The following is a 20559-nucleotide window of genomic DNA, read 5'->3' on the forward strand; positions in this document are numbered from 1 at the left end:
CGTCAGGACCCCAGCGCGGTGAGGGCGTCGCCGTCGAGGCGGAAGGTGGTCCAGCCGTCCATCGACACCGCGCCCAGTGAGCGGTAGAAGGCGATCGACGGGGCGTTCCAGTCCAGCACCGACCACTCCAGCCGGGCGTAGCCGCGCTCGGTGCACACGGCGGCGAGCGCGGCGAGCAGCGACCGGCCCAGGCCGGAGCCGCGGTGCGCGGGCCGCACGTAGAGGTCCTCGAGGTAGACGCCGTGCACGCCGCGCCAGGTGGAGAAGTTGAGGAACCACAGCGCGCAGCCGACCACCTCCCCGTCGACGAGGGCGACGTGGCCGAACAGGGCGGGCTCCGGGCCGAACAGGGCGGCGGTGAGCTGCTCGACGGTGAGCAGGCAGGAGTCGGGCTCGCGCTCGTAGTCGGCGAGCTCGTGCACCAGCCCGACCACCGCTGCCGCGTCGGACGGCGCGATCCGGCGGATCACGGGACGGCCCGCAGGTTGACGTGGACCAGGCTCGGCTCGCCGCGCTCGTCGCCGAGGACCGACCACGCGGCCGCGTCCATCGTGAACCGGACGCCCTCGGTGGCCGGCAGGCCGATCCAGCGGGCGAGCAGCACCCGGGAGAAGTGCCCGTGCCCGACGAGCACGACGTCCCCGTCCGCGCGGGCGGCCCGGGCGTCGGCGAGGACCGCGTCGGCGCGGGCCTGCACCTGCGCGGCGTCCTCGCCGTTCGGGCACGGGTGGCTCCACACCGTCCAGCCGGGCGTCGTCTCGCGGATCTGCGGGGTGGTGAGGCCCTCGCAGTCGCCGTAGTCCCACTCGGCGAGCCGCTCGTCGACGCGGTCGACGGTGAGCCCGGCCAGCTCGGCGGTGACCAGCGCGCGGCTGCGGGGGCTGCTGAGGACCAGGGCGGGCGCGGCGCCGCCGCGCAGCCGCACGCCCAGGTTGCCCGCCGCCCCGGCCAGGTGGCGCCCGTGGTCGGTGAGCGGGATGTCGGTGCGGCCGGTGTGCCTGCCCGACACCGACCACTCGGTCTCGCCGTGCCGCAGGAGGTGCACCCGACCGCTCATGGGTCCCAACGTAGTGGAGGGGGTGACGCAGACGACGCGCCCGGACCGCGTCCCACGGGTTAGGATCCCCGACGTACCCGACAGCCGAACCCCGTCGGTCCGCGCCGCTCCATCCCGGCGGCGCGTGATCCGCGGGAGGCCGTCCGGCACCGCGACAGGGCAGTCACCCGCCCTCCGGTGCACGGCGATCGAACGCCCCGCAACCGGAAGCAGCGCACCTCCATGAGTTCCCCCGTGTCCACGTCCGTCCCCGCCCCCACCCGTGAGGACGTCCTCGCCGCCCACCTGGGCGGCAAGCTCTCCACCGGCCTGACGACGCCGCTGGCCGACGCCCGCGACCTGGCCATCGCCTACACGCCGGGGGTCGCCGACGTCAGCCGCGCGATCGCCGCCGACCCCGCGCTCGTCGCCCGCTACACCTGGACGAGCCGCCTGGTGGCGGTCGTCAGCGACGGCACCGCCGTGCTGGGGCTGGGCGACATCGGGCCGCGGGCGTCGCTGCCGGTGATGGAGGGCAAGTCGGCGCTGTTCAAGGCGTTCGGCGGGCTCGACTCCATCCCGCTCGTGCTCGACACCACCGACGTCGACGAGATCGTGGAGACCCTGGTCCGCCTGCGCCCGAGCTTCGGGGCGGTCAACCTGGAGGACGTCTCCGCGCCCCGCTGCTTCGAGCTGGAGCGCCGGCTGATCGAGGCGCTGGACTGCCCCGTCATGCACGACGACCAGCACGGCACCGCGATCGTGCTGCTCGCTGCGCTGCGCGGGGCGTGCACGGTGCGGTCCCGCGACCTGCGCGAGCTGCGGATCGTCATCTCCGGGGCCGGGGCGGCGGGGGTCGCGTGCGCGCGGATCCTGCTCGCCGCCGGCGCGTCCGACGTCACGGTGCTCGACTCGCGCGGCATCGTGGCGCCGGGCCGGGCCGGTGTGACCGGGGAGAAGGCCGCGCTCGCCGAGGTGACGAACCCCCGACGCCTGTCCGGGGCCACCGCCGAGGCGCTGCGGGGGGCCGACGTGTTCGTGGGCCTGTCCAGCGCGACGCTGCCGGAGGAGCTGCTCGGCCTCATGGCCCCGGAGCCGTTCGTGTTCGCGCTGTCCAACCCCGACCCCGAGGTGCACCCCGACGTCGCGGCCCGCTACGCCTCCATCGTGGCCACCGGGCGCAGCGACTTCCCGAACCAGATCAACAACGTGCTCGCGTTCCCCGGGGTGTTCCGCGGGGCGCTCGACGCGGGGGCGCGGCGGATCACCGAGGCGATGAAGCTGGCCGCCGCGGACGCCATCGCGGCGGTCGCGCTCGACGACCTGGCGCCCGACCGGATCGTGCCGAGCCCCTTCGACCCGCGTGTCGCGCCCGCCGTGTCGCAGGCCGTCGCGGCGGCGTCCGGGGCGGGGAACGGGCCGAGCTGACTCGGAGTGACCTCCAGTTGGGCCCCCGGCCTGCGAGTTCGTGATCGGACTCCGGCGAATGTCACTCAGCGTGCTGACCTGGGCGTTCACTCACTCGGGGCGGTGTAGGCCGTTCGGGAAACTGCCCCGGATCGGGTGGGCCGTTGCGTCGTTGTGACGAGTGACCAACATTGCGTGACGGTGGGAGTGCCCGTGGACGAGCTCGGAGACCGGCGGAACACCGGCCGGTCGACGCCCGGACCGGGTGAGCCGACCGTCACGGACGGGGGCTCCGGCGACGCCGTCGCGCGGGCCGAGCTGCGCCGCGCCCGGCAGGCCGTCCTCGGGGGCGGGACGCCGGTCGACCGGGCGCTGTTCGCCCGCGCGGTCGGCCGGGCCGTCGCCGAGACGCCGGCCCCCGAGCCGGCGCTGGCCACCCCGGAGTCCGGCGTGCGCATCGCCGCGCACCGCCTCGTCGAGCCCGAGGCGCCGGTGGGGCGGCGCGCCGCCGAGGCGATCTCGGCGCTGGGGGAGGGCGGCCAGCGGATGTCCGACCTGCACGACCTGGACCCCGACGAGCGCACCGACCCCGAGGGGTCCCCGGCGCTGCCGGCCCTGCGCACGGCGGTCTTCGGGGCCGGCCGGGGCGCATCGGACCTCGGCGGCCCGCTGCCCGGCGGCGGGGTCGTCGGGGGCCCGGAGATCGTCTCGCTGCCCGCGGCGCCCGCACTGGTCTGCGACCGCGACGACCGGATCGTGCGCGTCAACCCGCCGCTGCTCGCCCTGGCGGGACGGGCCGGCGGGACCGGCGCGACCAGCGCGGCCGACGCCGAGGCCGGCCTGTTCGGGATGCGGCTGCCGCAGCTCGTCACCGGACCCGACACCGACGCGCGGCTGGTCCGCCCGGACGGGGAGCGGGTGCGGGTGCGGGTCGTGCGCTGGGAGCTGCCCGGCCGGGAGCTGCGGGCCGTCGTGCTCGTCGAGCTGCCCGACGGCAGCGACGGCGAGCAGGAGCGCATCGACCGCCGCTGGGTCGCCGAGCTGGAGCGGCTCGCGGGCGTCGGCACCTGGAGCTACGAGCTGGGCACCCGCACCCTGCGCCGCAGCGAGTCGCTGCTGGAGCTCTACCGGTCGGCCGGGGTCGAGCCGGAGGGCCCCGACGGCGCGGTGGAGGGCGAGCAGGTCGCCCTGCTGTGCGGCGCGATCCGCGAGCACGGCCTCGGCGGGACCACCGCCGACCACCACGCCGAGCTGCGCCTGCCCGGTGAGCGGCTGCTGAGCTGCCGCGCCGAGATCGAGACCGCCGCCGACGGCACGCCGGTGCGCCTGGTCGGCGTGGTGCGCGACCTGTCCGAGCAGCGCCGGGCCCAGGACCGGGTGCGGCACGCCGGGCGGCGCTTCGCCGACCTCATGGAGATGGTGCCGTCGGGGGTCGCGATGATCGACCCGAACGGCGTGGTCACCGACGCCAACGCGAACATGTGCGCGCTGCTGGACCGGCCGCTGGACGCGCTGCGCGGCACCTCGGCCGCCGACCTCACCGCGGAGGGCCCGTTCGACCTGCTCGGCCCCGACCGCGCCGCGCTGCCGGCCTGGCTGCACCCCGTCGCCCCCGGCGCGCGCCACGGCTACCGCGTCGACGCGGCCCCGCTGCTGCGCGCGGACGGCACGACCGTCTGGTGCGAGGTCAGCGCCACGGTGACCAGCGCCGACGACGGCAGCTGGTTCTGGCTGGTCGCCTGCACCGACATCGGCGAGCGCCGCCGGGCCGCGGAGCTGCTGCGCAGCGCGGGCACCGTCGACGAGCTGACCCGCCTGCCCAACCGGGCCGCCTGCCTGGCGATGGTCGACGCGCTGCTGGCCGGGTCCGGGCGCGACCGGGTCGCGGTGGTCTGCGGCGACCTCGACGACTTCGCCCGCGTCAACTCCTCGCTGGGCCACGAGGTCGGCGACGACCTGCTGGTCTCCCTGGCCGGACGGCTGCAGCGCGAGCTGCCCGTCGGCTGCACGGCCGCGCGCCTGTCGGGTGACGAGTTCGTCGTCATCTGCGCCGACCACGCCGAGGTGGGCGGGCCCGACCAGCTCGCGCGCCTCGTCGCCGACCTGCTGCGCACCACGCTCACGGTGCACGGCCAGCCGGTGCAGATGACCGCGTCGGTGGGGCTGGCCACGCCGGTCCCGCTCGGCGACGTCCGGGCGGCGGACCTCCTGCGGTTCGCCGAGGTCGCGATGCAGGACGCCAAGCGGCGGCAGTGCCGCGGAGGGATCGGCATGGCCACCGACGGCGTCGTCAGCTCCGCCACCCAGGCACTCGCCCTGGAGGCGGAGCTGCGTGCGGCGATCACCGGCACCGGGCTGGTGCTCGAGTACCAGCCCGTTGTCGGTCCGGACGGCACGATCATCTCGGCCGAGGCGCTCGTGCGCTGGCACCACCCCGAGCGCGGGATGATCCCGCCCGGGGACTTCCTGCCGGTCGCCCAGCGCAGCGGCCTGCTGCGCGAGTTGGACCTGTGGGTGCTGCGCACCGCCTGCGCCGAGGCCGCGACCTGGCCCGAGCACCGCGGGCGCCGCCCGTCGGTCGCGGTCAACCTGGCCGGCCTGCTGCCCGGCGACGTCGACTTCCTCACCGTCGTCGACGCGATCGTGGGCGAGTCCGGCCTGGACTGGGACCACCTGGTGCTGGAGCTGGTGGAGACCAGCCTGGTGGCGCTGCCGCCGCACGCGCTCGCCGCGATGGCCGAGCTCGTCGACCGGGGCGTGCGGTTCGCCGTCGACGACTTCGGCACCGGCTACTCCTCGCTGGCCCGCCTCAAGGACCTCCCGGCGCAGACGGTGAAGGTCGACCGCGCGTTCGTCACCGGGGTGGACGACGACCCCGCGGCGTTCGCGGTGGCGCGCGCCGTGGTCGACATGGCCCGGGCGATGGGCCGCACGACGGTGGCCGAGGGCGTCGAGACCGCGGAGCAGTTCCACGTGCTGCGCGGCATCGGCGTCGACGCCTACCAGGGGTGGCTGTTCTCCCGGCCGCTGCGGACCGACCGCCTGCGCGAGGTCTTCGCGGGTGGTCGGCTGGCGACGCCGGCGGCCGCGGCGGCGCTCGCCGGCTGAGTCTCCGTCAGGTCACAACGGTCGCGGCCCTCCACTGATCGGGTTAGCCTCTGGCGGTTGCGGCGACCGGCAAGGGGTCGTCCAAGAAGAGGGGGTCCCTCGGATGATCGAGTTCCGGGGCGTGACCAAGCGGTTTCCCGACGGCACGGTGGCGGTGGACGCCCTCGACCTCACGGTCTCCGACGGCGGCATCACCGTGTTCGTGGGGCCGTCCGGATGCGGCAAGACCACGTCGCTGCGGATGATCAATCGCATGGTCGAGCCGACAGGTGGCACGATCGAGATCGACGGCGCCGACATCATGGCCGGCGACGCCGCGGAGCTGCGGCGGGGGATCGGCTACGTCATCCAGCAGGCCGGGCTGTTCCCGCACCGCACCATCCTCGACAACATCGCCACGGTGCCGATGCTGCTGGGCTGGAGCAAGGCGAAGGCCCGGACCAGGGCCGGTGAGCTGATGGAGATCGTCGGGCTCGCCCCGGAGATGGCCAAGCGCTACCCCAACCAGCTCTCCGGCGGGCAGCAGCAGCGCGTCGGCGTGGCCCGCGCGCTCGCGGCCGACCCGCCGATCCTGCTGATGGACGAGCCGTTCAGCGCCGTCGACCCGGTCGTCCGGGAGAACCTGCAGGACGAGCTGCTGCGCCTGCAGAGCGAGCTGGGCAAGACCATCGTGTTCGTCACCCACGACATCGACGAGGCCGTGAAGCTCGGCGACAAGGTCGCGGTGTTCCGCACCGGCGGCATCCTCGCCCAGTACGACGAGCCGGGGCACCTCCTCGCGCGCCCCGCCGACGACTTCGTCGACGGGTTCGTGGGGCGCGACCGCGGCTACCGCGGCCTGGGCTTCCTGCCCGCCGAGGGGCTCCCGGTCGGCGAGCTGCAGACGGTCCCGGCCGGCGCGACCCCCGACCAGGTCCGCGACGCCGCCCGCGACGGCTGGACCCTCGTCGTCGACGAGGCGCGGCGCCCGCTGGGCTGGGTGCAGGTCAACGGGTCCGCCTCCACCGACGAGCTCGTCGCCGGCGGGTCGCTCTACGACACCCAGGCCGACTCGCTGCGCGGCGCGCTGGACTCCGCGCTGTCGTCGCCGTCCGGGTTCGGGGTGGCCGTCGACGGCTCGGGCGCCGTCGTCGGGTCCGTCACGGCCGACGACGTGCTCACCGCGCTGGCCACCGCGCGCAAGCACGAGGACGCGGCGTGATCAGGCGGATCGTCTCGTGATCGACTGGAACTGGATCCCGGCCAACGCCGACCGGCTCGGCCCGGCGATCGTCCAGCACCTGGTTCTGGCGCTGGTCCCGGTGCTGATCGGGCTGGTCGTCGCGGTGCCGGTGGGCTGGATGGCCAACCGGTACCGCGCCGCGCGCGCCGTGCTGGTCCCCGCGGCGGGGCTGCTGTACACGATCCCGTCGCTGGTGCTGTTCATCGTGCTGCCCGGCGTCCTCGGCACCCAGATCCTCGACCCGCTCAACGTCGTCGTGGCGCTGTCGGTCTACACGGTCGCGCTGCTGGTGCGGTCCGTCGCCGACGCACTGGCGGCCGTCCCGGGGATGGTCGTGGCCGCGGCCACCGCGATGGGCTACAAGCCCGCGCGCCGGTTCGCGCAGGTGGAGCTGCCGCTGTCGCTGCCCGTCCTGATCTCGGGGCTGCGGGTCGCCACCGTCACCAACATCAGCCTCGTCGCGGTCGGCGCGCTGATCGGCATCGGCGGCCTGGGCTACTTCCTCACCGACGGGTTCCTGCGCAACTCGCAGACCTCGATCATCGTGGGCACGCTGCTGATCTTCGTGATCGCACTGGTCTTCGACTCGCTGCTCGTGCTGATCGGCAAGCTGGCCACCCCGTGGGTCGGCGCAGGGGGGTCGCGCTGATGGGCGCGCTGATCGCGGACGTCATCGCCTGGTTCGGCGACCCGTCGAACCTCACCGGGTCCACCGGCGTGCCGACGCGGATCGTCGAACACATCCGCTACAGCGGAGTCGCGCTGATCATCGCGGCGCTGATCGCCGTGCCGATCGGCGCGCTCGTCGGGCACACCGGTCGCGGCGGGTTCGCCGTCGTCGGCGTGGCCAACGGGCTGCGCTCGCTGCCCGAGATCGGTGTCGTGCTGCTGCTCGTCACGTTCGTCGGCGGCGTCAGCCTCACCCCCGTCACGATCGCGCTGGTCGTGCTGGCCATCCCGCCGCTGCTCGGCGGCACCTACGCCGGGGTGCGCAACGTCGACCGCGCCACCGTCGACGCCGCCCGCGGCATGGGGATGACCGAGCGCGAGATCCTCACCAAGGTCGAGCTCCCCAACGCGCTGCCGCTGATCATCGGCGGCCTGCGCACCGCGACGCTGCAGGTCATCGCGACCGCGGCGGTGGCGGCGCTGGTCGGCGTCGGCGGGCTCGGCCGCTACCTCATCGACGGTCTCGGCGTGCGCGACTACACGCAGATGGCCGCGGGCGCGCTGCTCATCGCGGCGCTCGCCCTCCTCGCGGAGGCCGTGCTGGCCGGCGTCCAGCGCCTGGTCGTCTCGCCCGGCCTGCGCACCACGGCGTCGACGGGGCGGCGCGCCGCCGCGCCGCCGTCGGAGCCCGTCGAGGAACCGCAGACCCGTTCCACCCCCGTCCCGGAACCCGCTAGGAGCTGACCCCCGATGAAGCACATGACCCGGATCGCAGCCGGACTCGCCGGATTGGTGCTCCTCTCCGCCTGTGGCGGTGGAGGTGGCGGCAGCAGCGACCCCCTCGCGGGCGGCGGTGAGGCCGCGGCGCCCGCCGACGTCATCCGCGTCGGATCCGAGCAGTTCCCGGAGAACCAGCTGCTGGGCGAGATCTACGCGCAGGCGCTGGAGGCCAAGGGCGTCACGGTCGAGCGGCGCTTCGCCATCGGCTCGCGCGAGACCTACTACCCGGCCCTGCTCGACGGCTCGATCGACGTGGTGCCCGACTACAACGGCAACCTGCTGCGCTACGTCGTGCCGGACGCCACCGAGTCGTCCCCCGAGGAGGTCTACGCCGCGCTGCAGTCGGCCCTGCCGCCCGAGCTGACCCTGCTCGACCAGGCCGCCGCGGAGAACAAGGACGCGTTCACCGTGACCCGCGCCTTCGCCGAGGCCAACAACCTCACCTCGATCGAGGACGTCGTGCCGCTGTGCCCGACCATCCAGTTCGGCGGGCCCACGCAGTTCCAGGAGCGCTCGTACGGCATCGAGGGCATGCGCAACAACTACGGCTGCGAGTTCAAGGGCTTCACCCCGCTCGACACGGGCGGCCCGCTCACCGTGGCCGCGCTGGCCGACGGCACCATCCAGGGCGCCGACCTGTTCACCACCGACCCGGCCATCCCCGGCAACGACTTCGTGACCCTCGAGGACCCGAAGAACAACTTCCCGGCGCAGAACATCGTGCCGCTGATCAACGCCTCGAAGGTCACCCCGCAGGTGGAGGAGGCCCTCAACGGCGTCTCCGCGGCCCTGAGCCTCGACGAGCTGCTCGCGCTCAACGTCACCATCGGTGAGCAGACCCAGACCGACGCCCAGATCGCCACCGCCTGGCTGCAGAAGGTCGGCCTCGCCTGACCCGACCCGACCCGTACGTCGACGGCCCCGCCCTCCGGGGCGGCCGTCCGCGTTCCCCGATCCCGAACGAGGTGGCGATGAAGGTCCTGGAGCTGCGGCGGTACCCGGTGAAGTCGATGCTGGGTGTCGTCGTCGACGACGTGGAGCTCGGCCCGGGCGGGGTCGACGGCGACCGCGCCCTCGCCCTGGTCGACGCCGAGACCGGGCGGGTGGCCACGGCCAAGCACCCGCGGCTGTGGCGCTCGCTGCTGCGGTGCTCCGCGGCCCGCGACGGGTCCGCGGTGACGATCACCCTGCCCGACGGCCGGACCGTCGCGGCGGCCGACGCCGACGGGCCGCTGTCGGAGTTCCTCGGCCGCCCCGTGCGGCTGGCCGCCGACCGGCCCGCGGGCGCCGAGGTCGAGCGGCCCGACCCGGAGGACGTGCTGGCCCAGGGGGTGGAGGCCGAGGTCGAGGCCCCGACGCTGGAGATCGCGCAGGGCACCCCCGGCGGGACCTTCGTCGACCACTCGCCGCTGCACCTGATCACCACCGCGACGCTGGAGCACCTCGGTGTGGAGGCCCTGCGCTACCGCCCCAACGTGGTGGTGGCCACGCCGCCGGGCACCGCGCCCTTCGTCGAGAACGACTGGCTGGGCCGGGAGCTGACGGTCGGCGGCGTGCGGCTGCGCGTCACCCTGCCCACCCCGCGCTGCTCGGTCCCGACGCTGGAGCACGGCGACCTGCCCCGGGCCCCGCACGCGGTGCGCGGGCCGATGGCGGAGAACCGGGTGGAGGTCACCGGGTTCGGCGTGCTGCCGTGCGCGGGCGCCTACGCCGAGGTGCTCGACGGCGGCACCGTCCGCACGGGGGACGCGGTCGAACTGCGCTGACACCCTCGTGCGCGGAAAGGGTCGCCGGGACCCGCTTTTCCGCGCACGGGGGCCGCCGTGCGGTGCGCAGCGGTCACCGGCCGTCAGCGGTAGCCGGTGGTGTCGGCGGGCAGCCCCGCGTCCTGCACCTCCACCACGTAGCGCCAGGCGTCCGGGCGGGAGCCGTCGACGTCGGTGAGGCCGTACTCGCGCGCCAGCTCGCCCGACGACGTGCTCGCGCCCTGCCAGCGGGCCCGGGCCGGGTCGGCGGCGAGTGCGGCGATGCCGCGCCCGACGAACCGCGGGGACTCCGAGATCGCGAAGTGCGGCTCGCGGACGCAGGCGAGGCGCCAGTCCTCCTCCGTCACCCCGTACTCGTCGAGCATCACCTCCGACCGCAGCCAGCCCGGCGTCACGGCCACCGCGGTGGCGCCGTGCGGGCCGAGCTCGTGCGCCCAGCTGCGGGCCAGCCGGATCGGGGCGGTCTTCGCGAGGTCGTAGAACGCGTTCAGCCGGTAGTGCCGGTCGTTGTAGGCGGCGGTGCCGTCGGTGACCTCGACGACCAGCCCGCCGGGCCGGCGGACCAGCAGCGGGAAGGCGTGGTGGGCGGTGATCAGGTGGGTGTCGATCGCCAGCCGCAGCAGCGCCAGGCCGTCGGTGAGGTCGTGCTCCCACACCGGGGTGTCCCACTCCGTCAGGAAGTCGCCGCCGAAGACGTCGTTGACGACGATGTCGAGCCGCCCCCGGTCGGCGTCGATCCGGGCGACCAGCCGGGCCACGGCGTCCGGGTCGAGGTGGTCGGTGGGCACCGCGATCCCGACCCCTCCCGCGGCCGTGACCAGGTCGGCGGTGTCCTCGATCGTCTCCGGGCGGGGCGCCCCCGGCCTGCCGTACCCGGACGGACGGCCGCGGGTGCTGCGGCCGGTGCAGTAGACGGTGGCCCCGGCCGCCCCGAGCTCCACGGCGATCCCCCGCCCCGCCCCGCGCGTCGCGCCCGCCACCAGTGCCACCGTCGCGTCCGGGAGTCCCATGCCGTCCACGGTGCCGCGCCTCCCTGACAGGACCGGTCAGTGATCGGGCCGGACCGCCAGGCGCAGCGCCCGCGCCGTCGAGACCAGCACGAGGACGAGGGCCAGCGCGCTGAGGACGACCGCGAGCCCGGCGAGCGGGTCGGCGGCGAGCATCTCGGTGGTCCGGCGGAGGTTCGCGAGGTTCATCGCCACCGCCGTGCCCCCGCACAGCACCGCGCCGAGCGCCCCGAGCCCGCCCGCGGCCAGGGCGAGGCGCCGTTCGTCGGCCCGGCGGCGCAGCGTCAGGACCAGCAGGACCACGGCCAGCGCCGTGACGCCCCAGCTCGCGGCGTCCTGCACCCCGGCCAGCAGCCGGACGACGGCCGGCGCGGGCCCGGTCCAGGCGACGCCGGAGGACCACAGCAGGTCCCAGCCCAGGACCAGCGCGGGGAACAGCACCGCGAGCAGGAGCGCGGTGCGCCGGCCCTGCGCCGCGGTCAGCTCGGCCTGGTAGGCCGGGGCGATCTCGGCGACGGACCCGAACTCGGCCACCGCGGCGGCCGCGTCCCGGTGGGCGGCGGCCGCGTCGCGCAGGCCCGCGCGGGTCTCGGCCAGCATGCTGCGGCGCAGCCGGGCCGGTCCGCGCAGCGCCCGGGCGAGCGCGGCGACGTGCAGGTCGACGGGGTCGGCGTCGGTCACGTCGCCTGCTCCTCGGGCCCGCGCAGGATCCCCCCGACGACCCGGCTGAACTCGCCCCACTCGGTGCGCTGGACCGACAGCGCGTGCCGCCCGGCCCGGGTGAGCGTGTAGGTGCGCCGCTCGCGCCCGCCGACGGTGCTCCACGCCCCGGACAGCCACCCGGCTCGCTCCAGCCGGCGCAGCGCCGGGTAGACGGTGCCGGTCGGGAGGTCCAGGGCCCCGCCGCTGCCGGCCTGCAGCCCCTCGATCACCGCGTAGCCGTGGCGGGGTCCCGCCTCCAGCACGGCGAGGATCAGCCCGTCGAGGTGGCCGCGCACGGCGTCAGGTCTCACAGGTAGGGATTCTACGGTGCCCACCGGGGTTCTGATCAGGGAAAACCCTGATGTATATGTAGCCAGACTACTTATAGCGTCCGGTGTGTGGAGACATCGATGCGGCTGACGCTGTGGCCGCTGCGCCTGCTGGTGACCGGGCACCTCGTCGCGGTGCTGGCCCAACCCGTCCTCGCCGGGCGGTTCCTCACCGGCGACGTCGACGCGATCGCGGTGCACGGCGCGGTCGGGAGCTCGCTCGCCGCCGCCGGCCTGGTGCTGGTCGTGGCGGCGTCGGTCTACGTCCTCGCCGGCCGCGGACGCGTGTGGGTGGCGCCGGCGGCGGTCGTGCTGCTCCTCGCCGAGGGCGTCCAGATCGGGGCCGGCTACACGCGGAACCTCGCCCTGCACGTGCCGCTCGGCGTGACCGTCGTCGTGGCCTCGGTGCTGCTGGCGATCTGGGTGTGGACCCCGTCGGCGGGGCGCGTCCGATGAGGCCGCTGAACCGCCGCGGCTTCCTCGCCCTGCTCGGCGGCGCCGCCGCGGGCGTCGCGCTCGCCGGGTGCGGCCCGGCCACCGGCTCGACCGGACGCCAGCTCGTCAGCGCGGTGCCGCTGCCCGAGCCCTACCGGGTGCCGCTGCCGGTCCCGCCCGTGGCCCGCCCGGTCGCGCCGGACCGCTACCTGATCACCGCCCGGGTCGCCGAGCAGGAGATCATCCCGGGCTACCGCACCCCGGTGCTCGGCTACGACGGGATCTTCCCCGGCCCGACGGTCGAGACCCGCTCCGGGCGCGAGGTCGTGGTGCGCCACCGGAACGAGCTGCCCGTGCCGACCGTCGTGCATTTGCACGGCGGGCACACCCCGCCCGAGCACGACGGCTGGCCGCTGGACCTCGTGCTGCCCGTCGGGGACACGTCGGACTGGACCGGGCACCACGGGATGCCCGGCGACGTCGTGGCGGGGGAGCGCGACCACCGCTACCCGATGGCCCAGCGCGCGGCGACGCTCTGGTACCACGACCACCGCATGGACTTCACCGCTCCGGCCGTCTACCGCGGCCTGGCCGGCTTCCACCTCGTGCGCGACGACGTCGAGGACGCCCTGCCGCTCCCGCGCGGCGACCGCGAGCTGCCCCTGATGATCTGCGACCGCTCCTTCGCCGCCGACGGGTCGTTCGCCTACCCGGGGCTCGACCGCGGGATGCGGGGGCTCCCCGGGGTCGAGGACGCGTGGACGGCGGGGGTGCTCGGCGACGTCGTGCTGGTCAACGGGGCGCCGTGGCCGGTGCACGAGGTCGACGCCGCGCGCCACCGGCTGCGGATCCTCAACGCCTCCAACGCCCGCCGCTACCGCCTGCAGCTCGACGGCGGCGTGCGGATCGTGCAGGTCGGCTCCGACGGCGGGCTGCTGGCCGCCCCCGTCGAGCAGGACGCGATCGAGCTGGCCCCCGGCGAGCGGTTCGACGTGGTGGTCGACTTCGGGGCGGTGCCGGTCGGCACCGACGTCACGATGACGAACGCGCTGGGCGAGGGCCGCACGCGCGACGTGCTGCGGTTCCGGGTGGTCCGCGCCGCGCGCGACGACTCGGCGGTGCCCGACGTGCTCTCCGAGGTCGAGCCGCCGACCGTTCCCGCCGACGCCCCGGTCCGGACATTCACCTTCGCCCGCGGAGCGCTCGGCGACCACCGCGGCTGGACGATCAACGGGGCCGCGTTCGACCCGGACGACGCCCGGTACCGGACCCCGCTCGGTGCGACGGAGGTGTGGCGGTTCGTCACCGACGTCCACCATCCTGTGCACGTCCACCTCGACCCGTTCCAGGTCGTGCGCCGTGGCGGGTCCGGACCGGGCCCGTTCGACGGCGGCTGGAAGGACACCGTCGACGTCCGGCCGGGCGAGGTCGTCGACGTCGCCGTGCGCTTCTCCGACTACCGCGGCCGGTACGTCCTGCACTGCCACAACCTCGAGCACGAGGACATGGCGATGATGGCGACCGTCCACACTGTGTAGCGGTTCCTCCGCGGTGTGGATCCGCGGTGCCGCTGTCACCTATCGTTCGGCCGGATCGTTCGACGGGGTGACGACGGGAGGGTCGACGTGCTGATGACGACGCTGGCGGGGGTACTCGCCGTCGCCTGTCTCGCGGTCGGTGCCTTCCACTCCCTGCGCCTGCGGCTCGACCCCGCCTCCGAGGCCTCGCACGCCGCGATGGGCGTCGGGATGGCCGCGATGTTCTCGCCGTTCGGCGACCCGGTGCCCGCCCCCGTCTGGGCCGCGGTGTTCACCCTCTGCGGGGCCTGGTTCGCCGCCGACGCCCTGCGCAGCCCGGCCGGCCGCCGCCGCGACGACGCCGTGCACCACGTCATCGGCAGCGGCGCGATGCTGTTCATGCTGCTCGGCGCGCACGGCGGGGGCGTCGCCGGCACCGGGGCCGCGCACGCCGGCCACGTCGGGCACGGGGGTGGACCGGACGCCGGGTTCGGCCTGTCCTCGGTCCTCGCGCTGGTGCTCGCCGGGTACTTCGCGTGGCACGTCCTGCGCTGCGCGGACCGGCTCCGGGCCGCCGACGGCGGCCGCGAGCCCGCCGGGGGGTCCGTCGCCGTGCGCACCGAGGTGCTCCGCGACGTCCGCGCGGTCGCGCGCGCCCACGTCGTCATGGCCGCGGCGACGGCCGTGATGCTGCTGGGGATGGTCTGACGGTGGCCCGCGGCCGGGTGCTGCGCTCCGGCGCCGCCGCGGCCCTCGCCGTCGTCGTCGCGGTGCTCGCGCACGGGGGCGCCGGGGGCTCCGTCGACCTCGCGGGGGCCGGGTGGGTGTTCGCCGCGCTGGCCGGTCCCTCCTGGTGGCTGGCCGGCCGCGAGCGCGGCTGGACCGTGCTCGCCGTCGCCCAGCTCGCGGGGCAGCAGGTCGCGCACACCGCGCTGACCGGCCCCGACCCGTCCCACGTCGGCGGGCTGCTGCCGATGGACCTGATGCTGCACGCCCACCTCGCCGCCGCGGCGCTCTGCGCGCTGTGGCTGCGCTGGGGAGCGCCGGGCCCGGGCCGCGGTCCGCGCCGTGGTGCGGACCGTCCTGCTCGCCGTCGCCGGGCTGCGCGTGCCGCCCGCGCCCGCCCCGCCGCGGCCCACCTCCGAGGTGCCCGTCCGGCCGGTCCTGCTGCTGCGCCACGCCGTCGCGCGCCGCGGCCCGCCGCTCGCGGCCTGACCGCCCCCTCCCGGCAGCACGCACCTGCTCCCGGGCACACACCCGTCCTCCCCGCCGCGCTGCCGTGAGCCCCGCTCCGCAGGCGCGGTCGACACCTGCCTGGAGTCCCCTCATGACCGCCACCGTCGAACCGTCGACGTCCACCGCACCCTCGCGAAGCTCACCTCGATCGGGATCCTCGCCCACATGGGCCTGCTCTGGGGCCCGCCCAACCAGCTCGCGCTGGCCGCGCTCGCGGTGGGCCTGCTGTGCGTGCTGTTCTGGGGGTACCGCATGGCGTGGCTGCGCCGTCCGGCCCGCGCGTTCGCGCCGAGGGGCGTGTTCCGCGGGCTCAGCCGGCCGGCCGGGTTCGCCGTGGTGCTGATGACGGTCGACGCGGGCTGGCTGATGCCGGTGTTCGGCGTCAGCCTGGTGGCGTTCCTGCTGGTCGACGCCCTGCTGAGGCGGCGGGCCGCCCGCGGGTCGGTCAGCCGAACCGGGTGATCAGGTCGATCACCAGCAGGACCACGAAGAGCGCGGCGGCTGCGCCGACCAGGACGTTGGAGAGCCAGCCGCTGCGCCCCTCGGTGACGAACCGCCTGGAGTTGAGCAGGATCAGCAGCGTGCCGCCGAGGAACGGCATGAACGCCGCCCCGAGCACGCCGTAGACGAGGGTCAGGGCGAAGGGCTGGTCGAAGAACAGCAGCCCCATCGGCGGGATCGTCAGCCACAGCAGGTAGCCGCGGAACGGCAGGCTCCGCTCCGCGGCACCCGCCTCGTAGGCGTCGTCGGGCACGGCGACGTCGGCGCCGCGCCCGTGCGGCAGGCGCAGCGTGCGGACGGTGTCGGCGAACAGCAGGCTCACGCCGTTCCAGACGCCGAGCAGCGAGGTGGTGGTGACGGCGAGGAAGCCGACGAGGAACAGCACGCGCGCCCAGTCGCCGTAGCGCGCGCCGAGCTCGGAGCCCAGCGTCAGCAGGCCGGTGTCGCCGGAGGCGAGGTCCTGGCCGAGCAGGATCTCCGCGCCGATGATCAGCATCGCGATCACGAAGATGCCGGTCATGACGTACCCGACCGCGTTGTCCAGGCGCATCACCGACAGCCATCCGGTGCCGCGCCAGCCCTTGGCGATCATCCAGTAGCCGTAGGCCGCCATCGTGATCGTGCCGCCGACCCCGCCGATGAGCCCGAGCACGTAGACGACGGAGCCGTCGGGCAGCGTCGGGACGAGCCCCGTGGCGAGCGCGCCGAGGTCGGGGCCGATCAGCGCCGCCACCGAGACGACGGACACGAACTTGATCAGCACCAGCACGGTGATGAACTTCTCGAAGACCGCGTAGCGCTGCGCCCACACCAGCCCGAGCCCGACGACGCCCGCGATCATCGCCCAGTAGCGCACCGGCAGGCCGCCGAACAGGGCGTTGAGCGGGAGCCCGACGGCCGACATCGCGGTGGCGCCGTAGACGAAGCCCCAGATCACGATGTAGACGGCGAAGAACGTGGTGGCCCAGCGGCCCAGGCGGCGCCAGCCGTCGAGCAGGGTCGCCCCCGACGCGAGGTGCCAGCGGCCGACGCCCTCGGCGAGCGCGAGCTTGAGCGCGGTGCCGAGCACGGCGGCCCACAGCAGCGCGGTGCCGTAGCGCGACCCGGCGACCATCGTGGCGACCAGGTCCCCGGCCCCGACGCCCGCCGCCGCCGCGAGCAGGCCCGGCCCGATCTGGCGCACCCGCGCCCCGATGCCGGTCGGTGGTGCGGTGGTGACGTACCCACCCGGCTCCGCTGTCGTCATCCCCGTGGCCCCCGTCCGGATCGTCCGATCCGCGGGACGGTACCGGCGGGGCGTGACCGGGACCACTGCTGGCGACCGGGGTGGCGGGGCGGCCCGGCGTGCGGTGCACTGGACGCTAAGGTCCGCGCGGAGTTCCGGGTACGGGAGGGGATCGTCATGGCGAGCGTCGACGAGGTCCGGGCCAGCATGGCCCGCGCCGCCGAGATCGCGCTGCAGAGCCTCGGGCACCTGCAGCAGGCCCACGACGTGCTGGCCGACGCCCGCGCGGCGACGGTGCAGACGGCCGAGGCCAGCGCGCAGGACACCGCGCACGACGCGATCGCGATGCTGTCGAAGGCGATGTCCGACATCGTGGAGGTCCAGCACACCGTCACCGCCGCGACGCAGACCGCGCAGGGCTACGCGACCAGCATCTGAGGTCCCTTTCTTCATGGTGGGTGGGCGGGCCGGCCGCAGGCAGCGGATCACCGAGGCCTTCGAGGAGCTCCACGGCGCGATGGCCGCCGCCCTCGGCGCGGCCGACGGGCTGCAGGACGCCGCCGTGCGCGCGCACGCGGAGACGGTCGTCGAGACCTGGCTGCGCACCGACGGCCTCGACGACGCCCGCGAGGACCCGGCGCTCGCCGTCCCGCTGGCCAACCCGCAGCTCGCCGACGTCGTCGCGCGCGTCGAGGCCGACCGCGCCGCCGCGTTCGACCCCTGGCTGCGGACCGGACCCGCGGCGCTGACCGAGCTGATGGACCGCGCCGCCCCGCTCGCCGCCGGGCTCGACCCGGACCGCTGGCTGGGCGAGGTCGGCAAGGCCGACGGCATCGACGAGGTGCCGGGCCTGTGGCGGATCGGCACGGGGCGGATCGGCACGGGGCGGATCGGCACGGGACGGATCGGCTCCGCCTCCCGGGCGCCCGGGAAGTCGCTGCGCCGGCCCGTCACCTGGCCGGTCGGGGTGCCGCTGCTCGACGAGTCGCACCTGCAGATCACCTCCTCCGGCGACGGGCGCGCGCACGCCGAGTCGCTCGTCGAGTCGCTGCTGATGCGGCTGGTCAGCCACTTCACCCCCGGGCTGGTGCGGCTGCACGTGTGGGACGTCGGCCAGTTCACCGGCGTCGTGCCCGGGCTCTACCCGCTCACCCGCAGCGGGCTGCTCACCGTGCACGACCCGGGACGGCTCTCCCACCTGCTCGAGGAGCTCTCCGACCGGATCCGGCGCGTGCACACCCGGCTGCTCATCGACGGCCACCCGACGCTGGCCTCCCACGTCGCGGCGACCGGCACGCGGGTCAAGCCGTGGATCGTCACCGTCCTCGTCGGGAACGGGCGCCCGCTCGCCGACGAGGACCACTGGCAGGTGCAGCGCATCTCCCGCGGCGGGCTCGCGTCCGGCGTCACGCTGGTGCTGGTCGACGTGCCGGTCACGATCCAGGCCCCGCACGAGACGGTGCGGCTGCACGACGGCGGTGCCGCGACGACGTCGATGACGGGGGAGCACGTCGTCGTGGACCTGGACCCGCCGCTGCCCCGCGGGGCGGTCAAGCGCGCCGCCGACGTCCTCGCCGACGCGCACGAGCACGGCCACGCCCGCGCGTTCGCCGACCTGCTGCCCGCCCCGGGGCGCTGGGGCCGGGAGAGGTCGATCACCGGGCTGCGGGCGCCGATCGGGTTCGCCGACGGGATGCCGCACGACGCCGTCCTCGCCGACGAGTCGCCGCACGCCCTCATCGGCGGCCCCAGCGGCACCGGCAAGACCAACCTGCTGCTGACGATGATCAGCTCGATGGCGGCCCGGTACGGCCCCGACGAGCTGGAGTTCTACCTCCTCGACTTCAAGGAGGGCGTGTCCTTCGCGCAGTTCACGCGCGGGCGCCGGGACACCACCTGGCTGCCGCACGCCCGGCTGGTCGGCGTCAACATCAACACCGACCGCGAGTTCGGGCTCGCGCTGCTGCAGTTCCTCGCCGACGAGATGCGCCGCCGGTCGGAGGCCGCGAAGGACCACGAGGTCACCAAGCTGGAGGAGCTGCGCGGCGCCGACCCGGACGGGCGGTGGCCCCGGATCGTCGCCGTCATCGACGAGTTCCAGCTGCTGTTCGCCGAGCGCGACGACGTCACCAAGAAGGCCACGGCGCTGCTCGAGGACGTGGCCCGGCGCGGCCGCAGCCAGGGCATCCACCTCGTGCTGGCCAGCCAGGACGTCTCCGGGATCGAGGCGTTCTGGGGCCGGCCCGCGGTGTTCGAGCAGTTCGTGCTGCGCATCGCGCTGCCCCGGGCCCGGCGGGTGCTCGGCGAGCTCAACGAGGCCGCGATGGACCTCCCGCGCTGGCACGCCGTCGTCAACCACGACTCGGGGGTGCGCCACGGCAACGAGGTGGTGCGCATCCCGGACGCCACCGCCCGCGGCACCACCGACGTCGTGCAGCGGGAGCTGCACGAGAGCCACCACGAGGGCCGGTCGGAGCCGGTGCTGTTCGACGGCAGCCGCGCCCCCGCCGTCGCCGACCTGATCGGGCTGCTCGCACCGGGCGGTCCGCCGCAGGCGCTGCTCGGGCAGTGCATCGACGTGCGCGGCCGGCCGGCCACCGCGGCGCTCGCCGACACCCCGGGTCGCAACGTCGCCGTGCTCGGCGCCGACGCCGAGGACGCCGTGCGGGTGCTCGGGGCGGCCGCGGGGTCGCTGGCGGGTCAGTTCGCGCCCGGATCCGTCGACGTCGTGGTGGTCCCGCTGCTGGCCCCGGCGACCGACCTGGTCGCCCGCTTCGCCGCCGCGGGGCACACCGCCGAGGTCGTGCACCTCGACGGCGTGCGCGCCCGGATCGAGGCGCTGGCCGCCGACGTCGTGGCGCGGCTCGCCGGCGGCCCGCGGCGCCCGGTGCTGCTCGTGCTCTACGGCGCCGACGCCGCCGACCCGGTGCTGGAGCGCGAGGGCACCGACGCCCTGCGCCGCGTCCTGCGCTCGGGCCCGGAGACCGGCGTGCACGTGCTGGGCTGGTGGCGCAGCGTCGCCCGCCTGCGCGCCCTGCTCTCGATCAGTGCGGCGACCGACGACGTGGGGGCCTGGGTCGGGCTCGACGTCCAGGGCAGCGAGCTCGGGCAGCTGGCGCCGGGGATGCTGCTGAGCTGGTCGCCCCGCCCGGGCCGCGGGCTGTTCTACGACCGCGCCCAGCACTCCCGTCCGGAGGTCGTCATCGTGCCGTCGCTGGAGGACCCGTGAGCGCCGCGCGGGAGTACAAGGCCGTCGTCGAGGGCCTCAGCGCCGCCGCGGCCGAGCTGCGCGAGCAGGACGCCGAGCGGGCCACCGCCCTGGGGTACCTGCGGGTCACGCAGCACGACGCGATGACCGAGGCCGCGGGCCGCGCCGGACTGACCCGCGCGGTCGTGGCGCTGCACTGGGAGACCGCGCTGGAGCGGCTGTGGCAGGAGTCCTGGCTGACGCTGCGCCCGCCCCCCGCCCCGACCCCCGGTGTCGACCCGGCCCGCCTCGACGAGCTCGACGCCGAGGTGGCCCGGTGCGCGGACGTGCTGCAGGAGGTCACGCGCCGCCGCCGCTTCGGCCTGCCGGGCCGCTGACCCGCCCCCGGCGAGCCACCGGGTCCCCGCCCGC

Annotated in this window: 21 protein-coding genes; 15 read left to right on the forward strand and 6 right to left on the reverse strand. The window is 75.5% G+C overall.

The window, feature by feature from the left end; translation table 11 throughout:
* Positions 1-2 precede the first annotated feature (2 nt).
* A complete protein-coding gene (locus H6H00_RS13490; protein WP_185721599.1) occupies positions 3-470 on the reverse strand; it encodes a GNAT family N-acetyltransferase in 468 nt (155 codons plus the stop codon).
* Positions 467-1057, reverse strand: coding sequence for an acid phosphatase (locus H6H00_RS13495; RefSeq protein ID WP_185721600.1), 591 nt, complete (start codon positions 1055-1057; stop codon positions 467-469). The genes H6H00_RS13490 and H6H00_RS13495 overlap by 4 nt, the downstream gene beginning before the upstream one ends.
* Before the next feature lie 222 nt (positions 1058-1279).
* Between H6H00_RS13495 and H6H00_RS13500 the strand changes: the two genes are divergently transcribed.
* The 7 genes from H6H00_RS13500 to H6H00_RS13530 all read left to right on the forward strand — a co-directional run bounded on the left by H6H00_RS13500 (position 1280) and on the right by H6H00_RS13530 (position 9988).
* The gene (locus H6H00_RS13500; RefSeq protein WP_185721601.1) at positions 1280-2464 is read left to right on the forward strand and encodes an NAD(P)-dependent malic enzyme; all 1185 of its coding nucleotides are present in this window, start codon (positions 1280-1282) and stop codon (positions 2462-2464) included.
* A gap of 192 nt (positions 2465-2656) precedes the next feature.
* A complete protein-coding gene (locus H6H00_RS13505) occupies positions 2657-5551 on the forward strand; it encodes a putative bifunctional diguanylate cyclase/phosphodiesterase (protein ID WP_185721602.1) in 2895 nt (964 codons plus the stop codon).
* Between the two features lie 103 nt (positions 5552-5654).
* Positions 5655-6752, forward strand: coding sequence for an ABC transporter ATP-binding protein (locus H6H00_RS13510; RefSeq protein ID WP_185721603.1), 1098 nt, complete (start codon positions 5655-5657; stop codon positions 6750-6752).
* Between the two features lie 16 nt (positions 6753-6768).
* Positions 6769-7422 (forward strand): ABC transporter permease, encoded by a 654-nt coding sequence (locus H6H00_RS13515; RefSeq protein WP_255425733.1) that lies wholly within the window; start codon positions 6769-6771, stop codon positions 7420-7422.
* On the forward strand, positions 7395-8186 hold the full coding sequence (locus H6H00_RS13520; protein WP_255425734.1) for an ABC transporter permease: 792 nt from the start codon (positions 7395-7397) through the stop codon (positions 8184-8186). The genes H6H00_RS13515 and H6H00_RS13520 overlap by 28 nt, the downstream gene beginning before the upstream one ends.
* Before the next feature lie 15 nt (positions 8187-8201).
* The gene (locus tag H6H00_RS13525; RefSeq protein ID WP_255425735.1) at positions 8202-9116 is read left to right on the forward strand and encodes an ABC transporter substrate-binding protein; all 915 of its coding nucleotides are present in this window, start codon (positions 8202-8204) and stop codon (positions 9114-9116) included.
* A gap of 77 nt (positions 9117-9193) precedes the next feature.
* A complete protein-coding gene (locus H6H00_RS13530) occupies positions 9194-9988 on the forward strand; it encodes an MOSC domain-containing protein (RefSeq protein ID WP_185721605.1) in 795 nt (264 codons plus the stop codon).
* A gap of 83 nt (positions 9989-10071) precedes the next feature.
* On the opposite strand, the gene H6H00_RS13535 is transcribed toward H6H00_RS13530, so the two are convergent.
* From H6H00_RS13535 to H6H00_RS13545, 3 genes are read right to left on the reverse strand one after another with little or no spacing between them, the layout of a single operon-like run.
* Positions 10072-10998, reverse strand: a complete 927-nt coding sequence (locus H6H00_RS13535) for an SDR family oxidoreductase (protein WP_185721606.1) — start codon at positions 10996-10998, stop codon at positions 10072-10074.
* 36 nt (positions 10999-11034) lie between these two features.
* Entirely contained in the window at positions 11035-11676 is a 642-nt protein-coding gene (locus tag H6H00_RS13540; RefSeq protein WP_185721607.1) for an HAAS signaling domain-containing protein, read from the reverse strand.
* Entirely contained in the window at positions 11673-12008 is a 336-nt protein-coding gene (locus H6H00_RS13545) for a PadR family transcriptional regulator (protein WP_185721608.1), read from the reverse strand. The genes H6H00_RS13540 and H6H00_RS13545 overlap by 4 nt, the downstream gene beginning before the upstream one ends.
* Before the next feature lie 87 nt (positions 12009-12095).
* On the opposite strand from H6H00_RS13545, the gene H6H00_RS13550 reads away from it, so the two are divergent.
* From H6H00_RS13550 to H6H00_RS13570, 5 genes are all read left to right on the forward strand, one after another.
* Complete coding sequence (locus H6H00_RS13550) at positions 12096-12482, forward strand: hypothetical protein (protein WP_185721609.1); 387 nt, start codon at positions 12096-12098, stop codon at positions 12480-12482.
* Positions 12479-13999, forward strand: a complete 1521-nt coding sequence (locus H6H00_RS13555; protein ID WP_185721610.1) for a multicopper oxidase family protein — start codon at positions 12479-12481, stop codon at positions 13997-13999. The genes H6H00_RS13550 and H6H00_RS13555 overlap by 4 nt, the downstream gene beginning before the upstream one ends.
* A gap of 93 nt (positions 14000-14092) precedes the next feature.
* The gene (locus H6H00_RS13560) at positions 14093-14686 is read left to right on the forward strand and encodes a DUF5134 domain-containing protein (RefSeq protein WP_185721611.1); all 594 of its coding nucleotides are present in this window, start codon (positions 14093-14095) and stop codon (positions 14684-14686) included.
* Positions 14687-14688: 2 nt separating this feature from the next.
* Positions 14689-15261: a hypothetical protein gene (locus tag H6H00_RS13565; protein ID WP_185721612.1), complete on the forward strand. Its 573-nt coding sequence runs from the start codon at positions 14689-14691 to the stop codon at positions 15259-15261.
* Between the two features lie 31 nt (positions 15262-15292).
* Positions 15293-15676, forward strand: a complete 384-nt coding sequence (locus H6H00_RS13570; RefSeq protein WP_369408069.1) for a PepSY domain-containing protein — start codon at positions 15293-15295, stop codon at positions 15674-15676.
* Here H6H00_RS13570 and H6H00_RS13575 read toward each other — a convergent pair.
* Positions 15660-16961 (reverse strand): Nramp family divalent metal transporter, encoded by a 1302-nt coding sequence (locus H6H00_RS13575; RefSeq protein WP_185721613.1) that lies wholly within the window; start codon positions 16959-16961, stop codon positions 15660-15662. The two genes, H6H00_RS13570 and H6H00_RS13575, sit on opposite strands and share 17 nt — an antisense overlap.
* A gap of 156 nt (positions 16962-17117) precedes the next feature.
* Between H6H00_RS13575 and H6H00_RS13580 the strand changes: the two genes are divergently transcribed.
* From H6H00_RS13580 to H6H00_RS13590, 3 genes are read left to right on the forward strand one after another with little or no spacing between them, the layout of a single operon-like run.
* Positions 17118-17378 (forward strand): hypothetical protein, encoded by a 261-nt coding sequence (locus tag H6H00_RS13580; protein ID WP_185721614.1) that lies wholly within the window; start codon positions 17118-17120, stop codon positions 17376-17378.
* A 13-nt stretch (positions 17379-17391) separates the two neighbouring features.
* Complete coding sequence (locus H6H00_RS13585) at positions 17392-20169, forward strand: FtsK/SpoIIIE domain-containing protein (RefSeq protein ID WP_185721615.1); 2778 nt, start codon at positions 17392-17394, stop codon at positions 20167-20169.
* A complete protein-coding gene (locus tag H6H00_RS13590) occupies positions 20166-20525 on the forward strand; it encodes a hypothetical protein (RefSeq protein ID WP_185721616.1) in 360 nt (119 codons plus the stop codon). The genes H6H00_RS13585 and H6H00_RS13590 overlap by 4 nt, the downstream gene beginning before the upstream one ends.
* Positions 20526-20559: the final 34 nt, after the last annotated feature.

The organism is Pseudonocardia petroleophila, assembly GCF_014235185.1.
Classification (GTDB): Bacteria; Actinomycetota; Actinomycetes; order Mycobacteriales; family Pseudonocardiaceae; genus Pseudonocardia; species Pseudonocardia petroleophila.